Source organism: Hymenobacter translucens (genome assembly GCF_020685205.1).
Classification (GTDB): Bacteria; Bacteroidota; Bacteroidia; order Cytophagales; family Hymenobacteraceae; genus Hymenobacter; species Hymenobacter translucens.
In genome coordinates this window covers 373,030-390,614 of the sequence record NZ_JAJERB010000003.1, presented here as the reverse complement: position 1 = coordinate 390,614, position 17,585 = coordinate 373,030, and the positions used below count along the sequence as shown (strand labels likewise).

General features: G+C 62.0%; 16 protein-coding genes and 1 tRNA gene. 7 read left to right on the top strand and 10 right to left on the bottom strand.

Translation table 11 applies throughout. From position 1 onward, the window contains the following. Positions 1-92 precede the first annotated feature (92 nt). Positions 93-746: a Dps family protein gene (locus LJY25_RS08885; protein ID WP_227607967.1), complete on the top strand. Its 654-nt coding sequence runs from the start codon at positions 93-95 to the stop codon at positions 744-746. Between the two features lie 139 nt (positions 747-885). Here the strand turns inward: LJY25_RS08885 and LJY25_RS08880 are convergent, their stop codons facing one another. Further along, a complete protein-coding gene (locus LJY25_RS08880) occupies positions 886-1,383 on the bottom strand; it encodes a low affinity iron permease family protein (RefSeq protein WP_227607966.1) in 498 nt (165 codons plus the stop codon). A 395-nt stretch (positions 1,384-1,778) separates the two neighbouring features. Here LJY25_RS08880 and LJY25_RS08875 point away from each other — a divergent pair. After that, positions 1,779-1,861 (top strand) — tRNA-Leu (locus LJY25_RS08875). A gap of 132 nt (positions 1,862-1,993) precedes the next feature. Here LJY25_RS08875 and LJY25_RS08870 read toward each other — a convergent pair. After that, the gene (locus tag LJY25_RS08870; protein ID WP_227607965.1) at positions 1,994-3,547 is read right to left on the bottom strand and encodes an NFACT RNA binding domain-containing protein; all 1,554 of its coding nucleotides are present in this window, start codon (positions 3,545-3,547) and stop codon (positions 1,994-1,996) included. A gap of 315 nt (positions 3,548-3,862) precedes the next feature. Here LJY25_RS08870 and LJY25_RS08865 point away from each other — a divergent pair, with 315 nt between their 5' ends. After that, positions 3,863-4,342 carry a hypothetical protein gene (locus tag LJY25_RS08865; RefSeq protein WP_227607964.1) on the top strand — a complete coding sequence of 160 codons (480 nt, stop codon included), beginning with the start codon at positions 3,863-3,865 and terminating at the stop codon, positions 4,340-4,342. 6 nt (positions 4,343-4,348) lie between these two features. On the opposite strand, the gene LJY25_RS08860 is transcribed toward LJY25_RS08865, so the two are convergent. From LJY25_RS08860 to LJY25_RS08850, 3 genes are all read right to left on the bottom strand, one after another. Further along, complete coding sequence (locus LJY25_RS08860) at positions 4,349-5,119, bottom strand: MBL fold metallo-hydrolase (protein ID WP_227607963.1); 771 nt, start codon at positions 5,117-5,119, stop codon at positions 4,349-4,351. 113 nt (positions 5,120-5,232) lie between these two features. Continuing rightward, a complete protein-coding gene (locus tag LJY25_RS08855; protein WP_227607962.1) occupies positions 5,233-5,610 on the bottom strand; it encodes a response regulator in 378 nt (125 codons plus the stop codon). Between the two features lie 37 nt (positions 5,611-5,647). Continuing rightward, a complete protein-coding gene (locus tag LJY25_RS08850) occupies positions 5,648-9,658 on the bottom strand; it encodes a PAS domain S-box protein (protein WP_227607961.1) in 4,011 nt (1,336 codons plus the stop codon). A gap of 137 nt (positions 9,659-9,795) precedes the next feature. Here LJY25_RS08850 and LJY25_RS08845 point away from each other — a divergent pair, with 137 nt between their 5' ends. Then, on the top strand, positions 9,796-10,914 hold the full coding sequence (locus tag LJY25_RS08845; RefSeq protein ID WP_227607960.1) for a glycosyltransferase: 1,119 nt from the start codon (positions 9,796-9,798) through the stop codon (positions 10,912-10,914). Continuing rightward, a complete protein-coding gene (miaA, locus tag LJY25_RS08840; protein WP_227607959.1) occupies positions 10,915-11,826 on the top strand; it encodes a tRNA (adenosine(37)-N6)-dimethylallyltransferase MiaA in 912 nt (303 codons plus the stop codon). Between the two features lie 212 nt (positions 11,827-12,038). Here miaA and pfkA read toward each other — a convergent pair whose 3' ends face one another. Then, complete coding sequence (pfkA, locus tag LJY25_RS08835) at positions 12,039-13,010, bottom strand: 6-phosphofructokinase (protein ID WP_227607958.1); 972 nt, start codon at positions 13,008-13,010, stop codon at positions 12,039-12,041. Between the two features lie 262 nt (positions 13,011-13,272). Here pfkA and LJY25_RS08830 point away from each other — a divergent pair, with 262 nt between their 5' ends. Continuing rightward, entirely contained in the window at positions 13,273-13,722 is a 450-nt protein-coding gene (locus LJY25_RS08830; RefSeq protein ID WP_227607957.1) for a tellurite resistance TerB family protein, read from the top strand. Between the two features lie 49 nt (positions 13,723-13,771). Here the strand turns inward: LJY25_RS08830 and LJY25_RS08825 are convergent, their stop codons facing one another. The 4 genes from LJY25_RS08825 to LJY25_RS08810 all read right to left on the bottom strand — a co-directional run bounded on the left by LJY25_RS08825 (position 13,772) and on the right by LJY25_RS08810 (position 16,618). Beyond that, positions 13,772-14,965: an aspartate aminotransferase family protein gene (locus LJY25_RS08825; protein WP_227607956.1), complete on the bottom strand. Its 1,194-nt coding sequence runs from the start codon at positions 14,963-14,965 to the stop codon at positions 13,772-13,774. Between the two features lie 105 nt (positions 14,966-15,070). Next, the gene (locus LJY25_RS08820; protein WP_227607955.1) at positions 15,071-15,559 is read right to left on the bottom strand and encodes a hypothetical protein; all 489 of its coding nucleotides are present in this window, start codon (positions 15,557-15,559) and stop codon (positions 15,071-15,073) included. Between the two features lie 30 nt (positions 15,560-15,589). Next, positions 15,590-16,045, bottom strand: a complete 456-nt coding sequence (locus LJY25_RS08815) for a hypothetical protein (RefSeq protein WP_227607954.1) — start codon at positions 16,043-16,045, stop codon at positions 15,590-15,592. A gap of 30 nt (positions 16,046-16,075) precedes the next feature. Next, positions 16,076-16,618 (bottom strand): RNA polymerase sigma factor, encoded by a 543-nt coding sequence (locus tag LJY25_RS08810; RefSeq protein WP_227607953.1) that lies wholly within the window; start codon positions 16,616-16,618, stop codon positions 16,076-16,078. 233 nt (positions 16,619-16,851) lie between these two features. On the opposite strand from LJY25_RS08810, the gene LJY25_RS08805 reads away from it, so the two are divergent. Then, a complete protein-coding gene (locus LJY25_RS08805; RefSeq protein WP_227607952.1) occupies positions 16,852-17,535 on the top strand; it encodes a zinc ribbon domain-containing protein in 684 nt (227 codons plus the stop codon). Positions 17,536-17,585 lie beyond the last annotated feature (50 nt).

Sequence of the window (17,585 nt, the reverse complement as noted above, 5' to 3'; positions counted from 1 at the left end):
GCGGGCGGCCAACCCCGGCCCGGAACGTTCGTAGAGAGAAGCACTGGCAGCCGCAGTTGCTGTCTGCTTTTTCGTTACAAGCTACCCTACGCATGGCAACCAAAGAAACCACCAAGAAAGCATCTTCTTCCAAGGCCGCCGGCAAAGGCGCCGCCAGCAGCAACGGTCAGGCCGCGGTGCAGCCCGGCAACGTCGAGCAGCCCATCCTCAACCAGCGCGCTGATATGCTGCAGCGCTTCGGCATCGTGACGCCCCGCATGCCCGTGGGACTCGACGCCAAGGTGCGGCAGCAGAGCGTGGACATGCTCAACCAGCTGCTCGTGGATACCATCACGCTGCGCGACCTCTACAAAAAGCACCACTGGCAGGTTGTGGGCCCCACCTTCTATCAGCTCCACCTGCTCTACGACAAGCACTACGAGGAGCAGAACGTGCTGGTCGACGCCATTGCGGAGCGGATTCAGCTGCTGGGCGGCGTAAGCTACGCCATGGCCCCCGACGTGGCCGAAAACACCGCCATTCCCCGCGCCCCCCGCGACCGGGAAGAAGCGCCCGTACAGGTGTCGCGCCTGCTCGAAGCCCACGAGATTATCCTTAAGGAGTGCCACGAGTACGCCAAGAAGTCGGATGACGCCGGCGACGACGGCACCAACGACCTCATCGTAAGCCAGCTGATCCGCACCAATGAGCTGCAGGCCTGGTTTGTGTCGGAGCACGTGGTGGATACGCCCCTGGCCCGCTCGTAGGCCGGACCTTCCGCACCGACGAAAAAAGGCTGCTTTCCAGGGGAGGCAGCCTTTTTCTTGTGGTACGTTTTAGTTGTCAGTTGCTGGTTGTCAGTTGTCCGGATCGTTCTGACAACTGATAACTGACAACCAGCAACTGCTAGTGACGGCGTTGGCCCAGCTTTTCCTGGCGGTTTTCCTCGGCCTCGTCCACGGTGTGGGTCTGGCCCAGGTCATCATCCAGCTTGGCTTTTTCAGCCAGCAGGCAGTAGTACTGGTGCAGAATATTGATTTCCTGCTCGGTCAGGTCCTGGGCGTTGATAAGGCGGTTGCTGGAGCCTTTGGTGGCGGCCACCAGCTCGTTGAGCTTGAGGTGCAGCACCAGGGAATCCTTGTTCTGAGCCCGCTGAATCAGGAATACCATCAGAAACGTGATAATGGTGGTGCCCGTGTTGATGACCAGCTGCCAGGTTTCGGAATACCCGAAAAAGGGTCCGCTGACGGCCCAGGCCAGCACGACGCCCAGGGCCAGGCCAAACGCCATGGACGTACCGGACAGCCTGGTAATCAGCTGGGCCAGCCGGGGAAAAAACTCCGCTGACTCTTTGGGGGCTGCTGGGGCCGGCAGGATGGGCGGGGCAAGGGTTTTTGTCGACATAGGAGTAGGGGCGGAAGCTCAGTACAGAAAGGGCCGGCGAAGGGAACCGGCAGTTAATCAGGCCTTTTACGGGAATTACGGTTGAGGTTACGGAAGCCAGAATACCGGAGCTTGCCCATCCTGTTGCTGAACCGCTCTTCAGCCGGAGCTGAACCGTCGGAACCGGGACTGAGAAATAGGATGCCGGGGGCGGCCATTCGGCACGGGCCGGGCATGCACGGGCGCAGCCGGTGCCGAACCTGCTCATTTCCAGTGCCCGCTTGCCGCGGCCCGTCGAGCTTCGGCAAAAAATAGGGGCTATTCTTGCGGGACTGGGATTTGCTCCTTACTTTTGCCCTCGCTTTGCCGCCTCAGCAAAGCCGAAAGCCTGGCTTTCGACGCTTACCCGAATAACTGCGCACGTGGTGAAACTGGTAGACACGCCATCTTGAGGGGGTGGTGCCCTCCGGGTGTGGGAGTTCGAATCTCCCCGCGCGCACAGCCCAACAAGGCCGCTCTGGTTTCCCGGAGCGGCCTTGTTGTTTTTGGGGAATCAGTTTTTAGTTGTCGGTTGCTAGTTGTCCGTTGTTCGTATCGTTCTGACAACTAACAACTAACAACGAGCCTAGGTCTACTGTCCGGCCCGCTCAAAGGGGTTAGCGGGCACGACCAGCACCACCCGCTCCCGCTCCACCACTACCGAGCCCGGCACCGCGCCCTTGGGCTTGCGTACAAACTTCTTGGGCGTAACCGTAACCGGGCAAAGCGAGTCGTTCTGCCGGCGCGAGTACCAGGCCGCCAGCTGGGCGGCGTGCTCCACCACCGGCTCCGGCACCGTCTGCCCCGACTTGTGCCGGATAACGACGTGGGAGCCGGTCACGTCTTTGGCATGCAGCCAGAGGTCCTCTTTATGGGCGTAGCGCTGGGTAAGCAAGTCGTTGTTTTGGGCATTGCGGCCCACCAGAATCGTAAAGCCCGCATCCTCAAACACCTTGAAGGGCAGCTCGGTAGCGGCTTTGGCCTTGGTTTCGGGCTGCAGGCCGTGGGTTTTGCGCCAGGTGCGCAGGGCCCGCAGGTCCGTAACGGCGTCGAGCTCCTCCAGCCGTTCGAGGCACCACAACGCCTCCGCTTCGCGCCGCTCGACCCGCTCCTGCAGCTGCCCGGTTTCAATCTTCTGGTTTTTGGCCTTGCGGTACAGGTTCTGGGCCGTGAGCTGGGGCGTTTCGGTAGCCTTGAGCTTGATGATCCGCTGCTTGTCCTGGTAGAAGTCGAATACCTCTACTTCCGTAGCCCGGGGCGGAATAGTGGTCAGGTTCGCCATAATCAGGTCGGCCGTCTGGCGGTGGCCGGCGGTGTGCTCGAGGGCGTGCAGGCGGGTGCGGGCCAGGCTGGCGCTGGTACTGGCTTCCTCGGCCCGCTTTTCCAGCAGGGCCCGCACCTGGCGCAGCTCGTTTTCCAGGGCCCGGCGGCTGAGCGCCAGGGGCAGGAAGGTGCGCAGCGCCATCAGGGGCTCGGGCGGCAGCGTCTGCTCTACCTCGCCTACCGGCAGCAGGGTAAGCCGGGTTTTGCCGTCGCTACTGGTGATATAGAAGTGGGCCGGGCTTTCCAGTTCGGCTACCACCTGCTCTACCAGTTGCCGGCGGGTAGCGGCATCAGCCTGGTCGTAGCCGCGCTGGGTGCGCAGAAAGCGGGGCGGCACGTCGCCCAGGGCGGGGTAGCTTTTGAGCGGGTTGTTCGGGTCGGGCTGGGGCTCGGGGGCCGGGGCCAGATCGGCATCGGCCGTGTAGCGCTGGTGAAACAGCTCGGCCGGGGCATCGGGCGAGGGCCGGAAAACAGCGTTGGGACGGGGGCCGTAGAGCTTGAGCAGGAGGGAGGCGCCCCCGGCAAACTCCAGCGCCAGCACCCGGTCGTGAGGGAAAGTCGTGGCCCGGTGGAACGCCAGTCCGAGCAGCCCCGGCAGCAGATCCACTGAGTTAGTTCGGGCCCGGTTAAACGACTCCGGCAAGGCCAGCGCGGTAAAGCCCGCCGACAGCTGGGCCTTCAGCCAGAATTCCGCCGCGCCGTTGGTGAGGCCGATGACCAGCTCATCCTTTTCCTGCGAAAAGCACGTGGCTACCCGGAAGCCCGCCAGCTCGTGGGTAAGGGCCCCGGCCAGCTGCCGCAGGAAGTAGTAGTTGTTGTGCATAGGAGGGTAAGGCCGGCTTGCGCCCGGCGGGGCTGAAGATACGGCAGGGTTGCCATCCCCTCATCTGCACTCAGGCTGATGAGTTTGTGTAAGGAAGGGCTGCGGGCCCGTACATTGGAGACCTGGTACGGGCCGCAGCTTATGGCCTGGCCCGGCAGCGGGAAGGCGAAGGACCGAACCGTCTGGCAGTGAGTGTATCCGGTGCCGTGCGTAAGAATAACCCTGGATGAGTGCAACTATTCACCCAGCCTGGGGCTCGACTAAACAGTGGCGGCCGGAGAAGGCGCTCGGCAACTACCTTTTCGCCTGTATCCGATGAAAGTATCTACTCTCGCTTTAGTTGCCCTGCTCGGCCTGGGAGCTTGTCAGAAATCAGCGGTGGCCCCCAACGTGGAACACGGGGATAGTACCGCCGTATTCGACCAGGAGTTTGCCCTGTACTACCGGCAGCAGGCTATGCTACCCGCCGCGGCCGGCCCCGAGCTGACGGTACAGGTAGAGGAGCTGTACACGAGCTACTGCCCTGAAGAAGCGCGGTGCATCGTAAGCACGGCGGCCTGGCCCACGCTCCGGATAACCGACCAGCAGGGCCAGTCGCAGCAGGTGAAGCTTCCGGCCAATCGGCCGGCAGTCTTTACCCCGGCTTTTCTTGATACGACCAGCGTGCAAGCCAACGGCCGCCGCTACCTGCTCACCTACACCCGCTGGAACCTGGATCGGACCCCACCCCGGGGCGGATATCCCGCCAAGCATGATTATACGGTGTCGTTGCGGGTATCCAAGCCGGCGCAATAAGGGCGCTTACTCCACACTCAGCCGCAGCCCGTCGTAGGCCAGGCGAATGAATTCGGGCAGGGTGGCTTCCACGTCGCGGTGCCGGCCCAGCAGGTGGCTGATGTGGGTGAGGTAGGCCCGGCGCGGTGCCAGCTCGGTCAGGATTTCCACGGCTTCGGGCAGGGAGAAGTGGGAAATGTGCTTTTCCACCCGCAGGGCATTCAGCACAATCACGTCGGCGCCGCGCAGCTGCTCCATCGCCTCGGGGGCCAGGTAGTTGGCGTCGGTCACGTAGGCAAACCCGCCGATGCGGAAGCCCAGCACCGGCAGCTTGTAGTGTAGGGCCCGGATGGGCTGGAAGGGCACCCCTTCCACCAGAAAGCTTTCCGTGTCGCTCAGGATCGGAATGGTCTGTACCTGGGGTACGCCGGGGTACTTCTTGTCGGCAAAGATGTAGGCGTACTCCCGGCGCAGCTGGTCCAGCACCCGGGGCTCGGCGTACACCGGCATGTCCTGCTGTTGCTTGAAGTTGTAGGCCCGGATGTCGTCCATGCCGGCGGTGTGGTCCTTGTGCTCGTGGGTGAACACCAGAGCATCGAGGTGGTCGATCCGCTCGCGCAGCACCTGCTGGCGGAAGTCGGGCCCCGAGTCGATAATCAGGCTTTTTCCCTGCACCTGCACATGCACCGACACCCGCAGCCGCTTGTCGCGGTAGTCGAGCGAGCGGCACACGGTGCAGTGGCACCCAATCACGGGCACCCCCTGCGACGTTCCCGTACCGAGGAAAGTAACTTGCACTTCGTTTGAATTAAGAATTAGTAATTAAGAATTAATAATTGTCGGCCAAAAAGCCGGAACCGGACAACAAGACCCAATTCTTAATTACTAATTCTTAATTGTTAATTCATTTCCTACCCCGCGTGCTGCTTGACCATGCGCACCAGGGCGTCGAAGTCGAGGGGCTTGGGCAGGTAGTCGGTGATGCCGGCCTCGCGGAACTGCTCCATGGAGTAGTTATTGGCGTTGCCGGTAATGGCAATGATGGGCACCTGGGCAATGCGGGGGTCGGCGTGGCTGCGGATTTCACGGCTGCACTCCATGCCGTTCTTCACGGGAATGTTGATGTCCATGAGTACGCAGTCGATCTGCTGACTTTCAACCTGCTTAAGGACCTCGCCACCGTTTTTGGCCGATACGATGCGGTATTGCTGGAGCTCCAGAATTTTCTTGGTCAGATTCAGAATAACTGAGCTGTCTTCTGCAATCAGGATCGTTTTGGAATCAGCCATGAGAGGAAATTTGTAAAGGAGGGTTAGGAGGGTAAGCTCAGGAGCGGGGCGCGGTCAGCGCCGGGTAAGCAGTAGTGAATTGTACAAAGAAACGACGCAGGGCTTCAAAATCCTGCTTTGTACGCTGGGAATTTCCCTGCCGCAGGTCGTGCTCCATCGATTTGGCGCACTCAGCCAGCGCGTTAAGGCCCAAGGTAAAGCCCGTACCCTTGAGTTGATGCAAATGTGGCAAAATCTGGTCGTACTGCCCGGCGGCCACCAGGGTTGCGGCCTCCAGCAGCAGGTCGCCGGCTTCCTGCTCGAAATCCTGGTACAGCTGAAAGGCAAATTCCTCGCCCCCCAGCTGCCGCAGCTGTTCTAGCACTTCCCCGTCGAGGGCCGCCACGTCCGGCTCAGCCGGTGCCGCTAACGCCGGAGCTTCGGAGGCAGCGGGATGGCCCACCGCCCAGCGGTGCAGCACGGTGTACAGATCCTGGGTTTTAACCGGTTTGGCCACGTACCCATCCATGCCCTGCTGCACAAACCGCTCGGCGTCCTCCTTCATCGAGTAGGCCGTCATGGCCACGATGGGCGGGCAACTGGCGCCCAGGCGCTGCCGGATTTCCAGCATGGCCGTTACCCCGTCCATCTCCGGCATCTGAATGTCCATGAATACCACGTCGTAGTGGGCGTTGGGGGCCGTTACCCGGCTGATGGCCTCGAATCCGTCGTTGGCCACGTCGGTCTGGCAGCCCAGCTTTTCGAGCAGGCGGAAGGCGACTTTCTGGTTGATGGGGTTGTCGTCGACGAGCAGCACCCGCGGGGCCACCGCGAAGCGCACCATCTCGGGGCCCCGCTCCCGGGCCGCCTGGCGCACCCGCATGATTTCGGCCTCGTTGGTAGCCACCCGGCAGCGGATGGTAAACCAGAACGTACTACCGCTGCCTTCCTCCGACAAAACGCCGATTTCACCGCCCATCAGCTCGGCCAGCTGCTTGCTGATGGCCAGGCCCAGCCCGGTGCCGCCAAATGACTTGGTGGGCGTGTTGTCCAGCTGGGTGAAGTTGGTGAACAGCAGCTTGGCGTTGTCGCCGGAGATGCCGATGCCGGAGTCCCGCACCGCGAAGCGCAGGGTGTGCTCCTGCCCGTCGGTGCTCACCGATGATACCAGGATGCTGACCGTGCCCTGCAGGGTGAACTTGATGGCGTTGGACGTCAGGTTCGACAGCACCTGCAGCAGGCGGGTTTCGTCGGCCAGAATGAAGCGGGGCGTGTGGGGCGTGATTTCAAACGTGAAGTCCAGGTTTTTCTGGTGGGCCCGGTTGGCAAACAGGGAGTGAATCTTCTCCAGCGTGTAGTGCAGGTCGATGCCGGTTTCGTTGAGGTCGAGCTTGCCGGCCTGAATCTTCGACAGATCCAGGATATCGTTGAGAATGGCCAGCAGCGCGTCCGACGACTTGCGCAGCGTATCCACGTAGTCTTCCTGCTCTTCCGAGGCCACCGTCTGGTGCAGCAGGTCAATCATGCCGATGATGCCGTTCATGGGCGTACGCAGCTCGTGGCTCATGTTGGCCAGAAACTGGGTTTTAGCTTCCAGCGCGCTTTCGGCCTCGTCCTTGGCCCGGTGCAGGTCGTCCTGAATCTGCTTGAGCTCGGTAATGTCGCGGGCAATGCCTTCGGTGCCGCTCAGCTCTCCCGACACGGCCCGGGCGTTGATCAGCACGCTTACCGGATACCCGTCCTTGTGACGGATGGCGGTTTCGAAGTTGCGCAGTGCTCCGTGCCGCTTTACTTCTTCCAGCAGGCGGCCCCGGTCTGCGGGGTTCACGTAGTAGTCCAGAATCGGGGTGCCCAGCACTTCCTCGGGCTTGTAGCCCAGCACCTGCTCCACCGAGGGGCTCAGAATGGTAAGCAGGCCCTGGTCGTCGGTGCGGTAGTAGATGTCCTGGAACGACTCGAAGATGGCGCGGAACTTCTCTTCCTGGGCGGCCAGCTCGAGCTGGGACCGTTTCTTTTCGGTGATGTCGTGGGCAATGCCGGAAATTTCCTCGAACGTGCCATCGTCGAGGTAGATGGGGTTGAGGTAGATTTCCCGCCAGGTGTCCTGGCCCCGGGCGTCGCGCAGGCGCACCTCAAACCGCTGGGGCTGACCCAGAAATGCCCGCCGGTAGTTGTCGACGAACAGCTCCCGCGACTCGTCCTCCATCATGCTCAGGTCGGCCTGCCAGAGGTTTACGTTCAGGACCGGGTACACGCCGTTGCGGCGCAGGAAGTAGGCGGCGTAGTTGCGGTTAAACGAAGTCAGGTGGGAGCCCGTGTCCACGGACCACATCAGGTGGGACCCGCTTTCAAAGATGGCGTTCAGGCGGGCGTTCTGCTTGTTGATCTGTACCTCGTTGCGCTTGCGCTCAATGGCCAGGGCTACCTGGTTCGAGATGAAGTGCAGAATCTCGATGTCGGCCGGGGCGTAGGCGTCGGCTTTGTGGTAGTCCTGCACGGCAATCACGCCGATAATCCGCTCCCCGATGCTCAGGGGCGAGCACAGCATCACCTCCGGCATCTGCCCGTAGGCCGCAATCGTGCCCGCGTTGATCAGGGCCTGAAGCTCGTGCTTGAGCAGAAACAGGGGCCGGCCGGTCCGGATAATGTACTCCGACACACCCGTCGAGAAGGGCCGGGCCACCGAGCCGTGCCCGCCCTGCATGTTCTGGTCGACGAAGTACGAGAAGTTGAGCTGGGTGCGGGCCTCGTCGCAGAGGGCGATGTAGATGTTGTTGGTTTCAATGATCTTGCTCAGCTCCCGGTGAATGGCCCCGTAGAGCGAGGACAGGTCTTTGGAGCTGATAGCCAGGTTGGCAATGCTGTAGTATACCTTCTGCAGGCGCTCGGCCTTGATGCGGTCGGTGATGTCGTGCAGAATGGCGCGGGTGCTAATTGGCTCGTCGCCCTGCCAGGTGCAGGTGATGGACCCGATCAGGTGAACCGGCTTCCCGGTTTTGGTCAGGAATACCGTTTCCAGCTTGTTCACCTTCTCGCCCTTGTACAGGTTGCGGAGCTGGTACAGCAGCTTGGCCTTGTAGTAGGGGTGCACCACGTCGCTGAGCGTCATGTTGGGCAGCTCCTCGTCGGTGTACCCGAGCTTCTCTTTCCACGCCTTGTTCACGAACAGGAAGTGGTGGTCGATGCTCAGGTTCTGAATCAGGTCGTGGGCATTGTCGAGAAAGTCCTGGAGGCGGTTGCGGTTGTCGGTCAGCGCCCGGGCCGTCTGGTCCCGTTCGGTCCGGTCGCGGCCTACTGCCTCGAGCCCGATCACCTCTCCCTTGGGGCTGCGCACCAGCTGGGTGTGCCAGTACATGGCGTGCGTGGTCCCGGACCGGTTGACGAACATCTGCTCGTAGAACTCCTGCACCACGCCTTCTTCCATGCAGCGGGCGTAGGCCTGCCGGCGCATGGCCCGCTCTGCGGGCAGGACCACGGCATCCAGGTAGTTGCGGCCGATCAGCTCCTCGCGGGAATAGCCGGAAAGTTGCAGATAGGTGTCGTTCACCTCCACCACATTGGCTTCCCGGTCGGTGCGGACGTAGGCCATCTGGAAGCGGCTCAGCAGCTGGCGCAGCTGCTGAAACTGGGGGCTGTCGGTGGCCGTCAGCGGAACCGGGCTTACCGCCGCCACGGCCGCGTCGGGGCGCAGCGTCAACACTACCTTTGCTCCCGCGCCCGACCCCAGGCGGTGCAAACCCAGCGTCCCCGGCTGGGGTGTACCGTCGGGGTAGCGCCCATGCCAGGCGTGGGCGGTGGGCTGGCCGGTGCGGGCCGTGTAAAGCACCGCGTCCCGCAGCCAGCTGGAAGAGGAGCTGGTGCTCAGCGCATCCAGGCCGGCGGCCATCACCTCCTCCCGGCTGATGCCAAGCACGCGCAGGGCCGTCTGGTTGCAGTCGAGCAGGTTGCCCTGCGTATCAGCCACGAACAGCGCGTCGAAGGCCTCGTCGAATAACGTCCGGTAAAGGTCCTCGGCAGGCGGGGAAGCCGGGGGCGAAGCGGCCGCCGAGGGCAGAGAATATAAGGGCATTGCGGAAAGCGGTAGCGCGCCGGGCCGCCGGTCAGGAGGTCGCGCGCAGTTTTTACTCGTTAAATTTGTCGAAAATATCCCAGATGGCATGCTTGGGACCGGTATTGATACCGATTGCCCGCCTGCCGGCCCGCCGTATGCGCCCCTTGCTCTTCACGGTAACCACCGACCTGAACTACGACCAGCGGATGCAGCGCATCTGCGGCAGCCTGGCCGCACACGGCTACGACGTGCTGCTGGTAGGGCGGGAGTGGCCTTCTTCCCGGCCACTCACGTCCCAGCCCTACCGTCAGCACCGGCTGCGCTGCTGGTTTAGCAAGGGCAAGCTGTTTTACCTGGAGTTTAACCTGCGCCTGCTCTTCTACCTGCTGGGCCAGCAGGCTGCCGCGTGGTGCGCCATCGACCTGGATACGGCCCTGCCGGTGTGGCTGCGCAGCCGCCTGGGCGGGCAGCCGTTCGTGTACGACGCCCACGAGCTGTTCACGGAGGTGCCCGAGGTGGTGGCGCGGCCCGGGGTGCAGCGCTTGTGGCGGCTGGTGGAGCGGTTTATCGTGCCCCGCACCCAGCTGGCATATACCGTAGGACCGGCCCTGGCCCAGGTGTTTGAGTTGCGCTACGGTCGGCGGTTTGAGGTGGTGCGCAACATCAGCCGCCTGGAGCCCCTTAAGCTGCCCCCGGCGCCCGACCGGCCGGAGGGCTACATCGTGTACCAGGGCGCCCTGAATGCCGGCCGCGGCCTCGAGGCGCTGCTCGACGCCATGCCCCGGGTGGCCGGCCGGCTGGTTGTCTGCGGGGACGGTGACCTGTCGGCGGAGCTGCGGGCGCGGGCCGAGGCGCTGGGGCTGCTGGGCAGCGGACAAGTGGAGTTCCGGGGCTTCGTGCTGCCGGCCGAGCTGCGGGAAGTAACCCGGCACGCGGCGGTGGGCATTATGCTGCTCGAAAATCAGGGTATGAGCTACTATTACTCGCTGGCCAACAAGTTCTTCGACTACCTGCACGCCGGCGTACCGCAGCTGATTGTCGACTTCCCCGAGTACCGCCGGCTCAACGACGAATACGACGTGGCCGAAGTGGTGGCGCTAACGCCCGACGCCATTGCCGACGCCCTCAACCGCCTGCTCCGCGACGACGTGGCCCGCTACCGGGAGCTGGCCGAAAACTGCCGCCGGGCCCGGCAGGAGTTGAACTGGCAGCGCGAGGAAGCCCACCTGCTGGCGTTGTACGATACGCTGCTCACGCCCCAAAGCCTTACATGAATGAAGCTGCCTGCTGAGCTGGAAGTAATTCTGGAAACCCTGCGCCAGACTCCGGAGCCTACGCTGCTGGTGGTGGGTGGCCCGACGGCCGTGGGCAAAACCGCGCTCTGCGTACGGCTGGCCCAGGAGCTGAAAACGGAAATCGTGTCGGCTGATTCCCGGCAGTTCTACCGGGAGCTGAGCATCGGTACGGCCAAGCCTACGCCCGATGAAATGCAGGGCATACCCCACCATTTCATCAATTCCCACTCCATTACCGAGGAGTACAATGCCGGCCGCTTCGAAACCGACTGTTTGGCGTTGCTCGACACGCTTTTCCAGCGCCACCGCACCGTCATTCTCACCGGCGGCTCGGGTCTGTACCTGCAGGCCGTCACCGAAGGGTTCGACGCCATGCCGGCCATCGACCCGGCCGTGCGGGTCGCTATACAGCAGGAATTAGCGGCGCACGGGCTGCCGGCTTTGGTGGAAGAGCTGGGCCGCCTCGACCCCGTTGCCCACGCCCGCATCGACCGGCAGAACCCCCAGCGCATCGTGCGGGCCCTGGAAGTCACCCGGGGAACGGGCCGCCCGTTTTCCAGCTTTCACGCCGCCAAGCCGGCCGTGCAGCGCCCGTTCAGGGTGGTAAAGGTCGTGCTGACCCGGGAGCGGGAAGTGCTCTACCAGCGTATCGACCGGCGCGTAGACCAGATGCTGAAGGACGGGCTGCTGGCCGAGGTGGAGTCTTTGCTGCCGTACCGCCACCACAACGCCCTGCAAACCGTTGGCTACCAGGAAATCTTTGACTTCCTCGACGGCCTGTACGACTGGCCCGAAACCATCCGCCTACTCAAGCGCAACACCCGCCATTACGCCAAGCGCCAGCTCACCTGGTTCCGGCGGGATGCGGCTTATCAGGCCGTGCACTTGTGAGGTGAATGTTCGGAGTGCGCCGACCTTAGTCAAGGTGCTTGGCAGCTCTTTGCTTGTTGCGCCAGGACCGGTTTCTGTAAGCAACAAGCCCCGATGTACGCATACGTCGGGGCTTGCCAGGGCTGGTTTGATGTGCGAATGCCGCAGGGGGCGTTGTCTCACCCGAAGAAGCGTAGCGCATCAGCACGCTTCTCATACAGGCCACGTCAAACCTATACCGACAGGATTTCCACCATCCGCATAAAGGTCTGGTTGATGATCTTCTTCTTGTAGATCGTGTCTTTAAAAGGCGTGTACACAAGCTTGCGGTCGATGATGCCGGCCATTACGTTGCGCATGCCGTTCATCAGGCCTTCGACGGCGGCAATGCCGATCTGCGAGCCCAGCAGGCGGTCGGCGGCGGTGGGGGAGCCCCCGCGCTGCACGTGCCCGATGATGGTAACGCGGGTGTCGAGCTCGGGAATGGCTTCCTTGACCTTGGCGGCAATGGCGGTGGCGTTGCCTTCCTCGTCGCCCTCGGCTACAATCACGATAAACGAGGTCTTGTGGCGCTTCCACCCGCTTTGCAGCGTGTCAATCACGGCTTCCGTCGACATCATCGTTTCCGGAATCATCACGATTTCGGCCCCGCCTCCAATGGCGCATGGAATGGCGATGTAGCCCGAGTCGCGGCCCATTACTTCAATAAAAAAGCACCGGTCGTGCGAGTCGGCAGTATCGCGGATCTTGTCAATGGCCTCCAGGGCGGTGTTCACGGCCGTATCGTAGCCGATGGTATAGTCGGTGCCGAACAGGTCGTTGTCGATGGTCCCGGGCGCGCCCACGGTGGGAATGCCGAACTCCTCCTCGAAGATCATGGCCCCGGTGAAAGTGCCGTTGCCCCCGATGGCAACCAGGCCGTCGATGTTGAAGTGGGTGAGCTGGTCAAACGCCAGCTGCCGGCCTTCCTTGGTCAGAAACTTCTGGCTGCGGGCCGACTTGAGAATGGTACCGCCTTTCTGAATGGTGTTGGAAACCGAGGCCGAGTCGAGCTTCACGAACTCGCCCTTGATCATGCCGCTGTAGCCGCGCATGATGCCGTATACTTCAATGCCGTGGTAAACGGCGGTGCGGACCACGGCCCGGATGCAGGCGTTCATGCCGGGCGAGTCGCCGCCACTGGTAAAAACTGCAATGCGCTTCATCATAACTCTGATTCCAAAATCGCCCAATGCGGGGCGGGCAAAGTTGGTGATTCTTGCCTGAAAAAACAGAGCAAATTATCCGGGCCGGAAAATGAAACGGTTGAGCTGGCTGTTTTTTTGTCGTTTACGTATCCGAACTAGTTGCAAAGCCCACTGCCAGCAGCTATCTTAACCGCAGCACTCCGAGGTAATTCCTGCCCGGCCCACCCGGATTTCGCAGTGCCCCTTTTTGTCCTACCCACTACCCTAAGCCGCTTCGTGTATGTTTGGTTTTTTTGAAAACGAGCAGACTAAGAAAGTCAAAAGTCACCTGATGAATCTGGTTACGCTGGCCAAGGCCGACGGCCACATTGATGAGCGCGAAATGAGTTTCATTGTCGCGGTGGGGAAGAAAAACGGGCTGCGGGCCGATGACGTCCGCTCCATCATTGCCAACGCCAACGCCCCGGCCCTGGTATTGCCCGACAACGACTCGGAGCGGTTCGACCAAATCTTCGACCTGGTTGACATGATGCTCGCCGATGGCGTGGTGGACGACAACGAAATGGACTTCTGCATCGACATGGCTGAGAAGCTGGGCTTCCGCAAAGCCATTGTGGGGGTGCTGGTCCGCAAAATTTCCCTTGGCGTCAAGGACGGGCTGCCGCGGGAGCAGATTAAGGAGGAATCCCAGTCCTTCCTCAACTACAACTCCGACGTTAAGCAATTTTAAATTGCCTGACTCCGCACCAAGCCAGCCCCGCAACGGGCTGGCTTTTTTGTTAGCTGACCACGTAGTGAATAGCCCGCTGCAGCGCGGCGCAGGCCTCCTTGATTTCGGCTTCGCTGATGGTCAGGGGAGGAGCCAGCCGAAGCGAGTTGTCGCAGAACAGAAACCAGTCGGTCAGAATGCCTTCGTGCTCGAGGGCGCGGTCGATGATGGGCTTGAGCACGGCGTAGGAGTCGAACTCCACCGCCATCAGCAGGCCCAGGCCGCGTACGTCCCGGATGGCAGGGTGGCGCAGCAGATTCCGGAACAGCGCGGCTTTGGCGGTTACCCCGGCCAGCAGGTTTTCTTCCTGAATCACCTGGAGCGTGGCCAGGGAGGCCACGCACGAAACCGGATGGCCGCCAAACGTGGTGCAGTGCCCGAGCACGGGGTTGGATTTAAAGCCCGCCATGATTTCCTGCGGAGCAATGAACGCGCCGATGGGCATGCCGCCCCCCATGCCCTTGGCGCAGAGCAGCACGTCGGGCACGATGCCAAACTGCTCAAACGCCCAGAAGGTGCCGGTGCGCCCGAAGCCGCACTGAATTTCGTCGAGGATCAGCAGGGTCCCGGTTTCGGTGCAGCGCTGCCGAAGAGCCGGGAGGTAGCCCGGATGGGGTACGCGCACCCCGGCTTCGCCCTGCACCGTTTCCACAATCACGGCCGCCGTCCGGGACGTAATGAGGGCCAGGTCGGGCAAAGCGTTGTACTCAATGTGGCGCACGTCGGGCAGCAGGGGGCGGTAGCTCTGCTTGAAGCCTTCCGAACCCGTCACGGACAAGGCACCGTGGGTGGAACCGTGGTAGGCCCGGTGGCAGCTGATAAGCTCGGTGCGGCCGGTATGGCGCTTGGCCAGCTTGAGGGCGCCTTCCACGGCTTCGGCACCCGAGTTGGTGAAGTACACGGCGTCCAGCACGGCCGGCAGGGTCAGGTGCAGGGCGTGGGCCAGCTCGGCCTGGGGCGTCTGCACCACTTCGCCGTACACCATCAGGTGCAGGTACTTGTCGAGCTGCTGCTGAATGGCGCCGATGACGCGGGGGTGGCGGTGGCCTACGTTGCTGACCCCGATGCCGGAAATCAGGTCGAGGTAGCGCCGTCCGCCGGGACCGTACATGTACACGCCCTCGGCCCGCTCAATCTCCAGCAGCAGGGGCGTATCGGAGGTCTGAGCCTGGTGACGAAGGAAAAGCTGGCGGGGCGTAAGCATACGGATTCGGATTAGCCCGCAAAGATACGTCCTGCAGCGCCCGGCACACGAAAAGAGGCTGATTCGTCAGCCTCTTTCGGGTAAGTAGCATCGGGTTCTGACGGCTTAGTCGTCGGCCTGCATGCCCGGGGCTGCTCCGGCCGCGCCGCGCGGGTCGTTGAGACGCTGAAGCAGCACTTTGGTGAACTCCCGCTCGGCAATGAAGAGCTGGGCCACCTGGCGCAGGGAAATCACCTTCTGAAACTTCTCGAGGTATTCCTTTTCCAGGTTCAGCTCCGTCTGCCGGTTGGCCAGCATCTGGTTGAGGTTGTCGCGCAGCTGCTGATCGGTCAGGCTCTCGGGGTTTTCGGTGCGAAGCAGGCGCTGCCGGCGGTTCAGGTCCCGGCGCTTGTCTGAAAACTCGTTGTATACCGGCCAGAAGCGCTGGGCCTGGTCCTGGGTAAGGGAAAGTTTATCGGTGAGGTAGGCAATCTTGGCGTTTTCAATGCGGCCCAGGCGCTGCTGGCGCTTGCCGCCTCCTGGCTGGGCCTGAGCAAAGCCCGCCACGCTAAGCAGCAGCAGCAGGGCCAGCAGGTTCCGAAAAAGGTTGTTCATATGCGGAGTAAGAAAAGGGCAGGCGTGAAATTATAGGTAGGTATCCTCGATGGGCTGACTTTCCAGGGCTTCTTCCAACTCCGGGGACGAAGCCGGCAGAAAGCTGGCGGTCAGGTCCTGGTCGGTAGCTGCCAGCACGGTCAGGTCGTTGAGCGACACGTGCTGGTCGCTGGTCAGCAGGTACTGAACTACTTCGGTTTGGGGAATAGCGGCCAGGGTGGCATCCGCCGTTGCGGGGGTAGAAACGGCGGCCGGCCGGGCCAGAAAAAAGGAAGCCGCAAACGAGCCGAGCACCAGGGTGGAGGCCAGGGCCGTGCGTAGGGGAGCCGGCAAAGCCAGCAGCCAGCCCAGGCCCGTAGCTCGCGTCGCGCCGGGCTGCACCCGGGCCATCACGCGGGTCGGCAGCCGGTCAAAGTAGTCGGCCGGGGGAGCGGAAAAAGGGTGAGCCCGGCGGGGGTGGTCGTCCAGACGAAAAGGCGTTTTCATGGCGGTTAGACGGGGCAAGGGCCCCAGGGTTTAAGACTGTTCATTCACGTATTGTTCGATCTTCTTGACGGCGTGGTGGTACGAGGCCTTCAGCGCCCCTACCGACGTTCCGGTGACTTCGGCCATGTCTTCGTATTTCATGTCCTCGTAGTATTTGAGGTTGAAGACCAGGCGCTGCTTGTCGGGCAGGCGCAGAATGGCTTTCTGTAGCTTCATTTCCACCTCGTCGCCCGCCAGCTCGGTATCGGCTTCCACCTTGGCCGACAGCTCGGCGGTGATGTCGTTGATGGGCAGGAAAAACTTACGGCGCTTCGAGGAGAGAAACGTCAGGCACTCGTTCGTGGCAATGCGGTAGATCCAGGTGTAGAGCGAGGCGTCCTGCCGGAAGTTGCCCAGGTGGTTCCAGACCTTGATGAACACATCCTGGGTCAGGTCGTCGGCATCGTCGTGGTCGACCACCATCTTGCGTACGTGCCAGTACACCTTGCTCTGGTACTTGCGCACCAGCTGGTTAAAGGCCACGTTACGAGCGGCGGGGTCGGCGAACTTGGCGAGGATTTCCTGGTCTTCCAAGCAGGGAACGGGTTGGGGCGGCGGGGTATGTGCGGTTGGATGGAACGGGCCCCGGAAAGTTTAACGCTTGCGTGTAAAGTCCGTCTGGTTTTTTACCCGGGGGCGGAAGCCGAGCAGTTACTCACATGCATATGTGATTGTTATAGATAAAGTTATACCCTGTTCGGGTCATGTCTTGTTAAAGTTCAATCGTCAATTTCTGGCTTTTAAATGACGTAGATAATCGGCTAAGTTTGCCTATCCACCACATTAGCAGCTACGCCGTGAGCAACCTGATTCAGTTCGTCGCCAACCACGATGACTTGTCCACCGACAAAGGCTTCCAGTTCAAGTTTTACTGCGACAAATGCCGCAACGGGCACATGTCACGGTTTCAGCCGAGCGCCATCGGTATTGCCGGCAGCGTGCTTAATGCCGCGGGCAGCCTGTTCGGTGGTTTTTTCCATGAGGCCGGCAACGCCGCCTACCAGATGCAGCGGGCCATTGGCGGCAAAGCCCACGATGAAGCGCTGGAAAAGGCGGTGCTGGAAGGCAAGCAGCACTTCAAGCAGTGCACCCGCTGCGGCGGCTGGGTATGCCCCGACGTATGCTGGAACCACCGCGCCGGCCTCTGCGAAACCTGCGCCCCCGATGAGCACGAGGAGCTGGCCGCCCAGCAGGCCCTGGCCACAAGTGAGCAGATTCGCGAGAAGACCCGCACTCAGGACTACACCAAGAGCCTGGACTTTCTGAACCGCACCGGCATTGTGCAGTGCACGGGCTGCAGCGCCAAGCTCAGCCCCACCCAGAAGTTCTGCCCCGAGTGTGGCACCACCAATGCTGCCGCGCAGCAGAGCAAGGAAAAGTTCTGCACCGACTGCGGCGGTACCATGAAGGCCGATCAGCGCTTCTGCGCCGAGTGCGGCGCCCGGCAGTAAGGCTGGCGGAAAGGGAAAAAACGCGTCGGCCTGCGTAAGTTGCGGCCTCT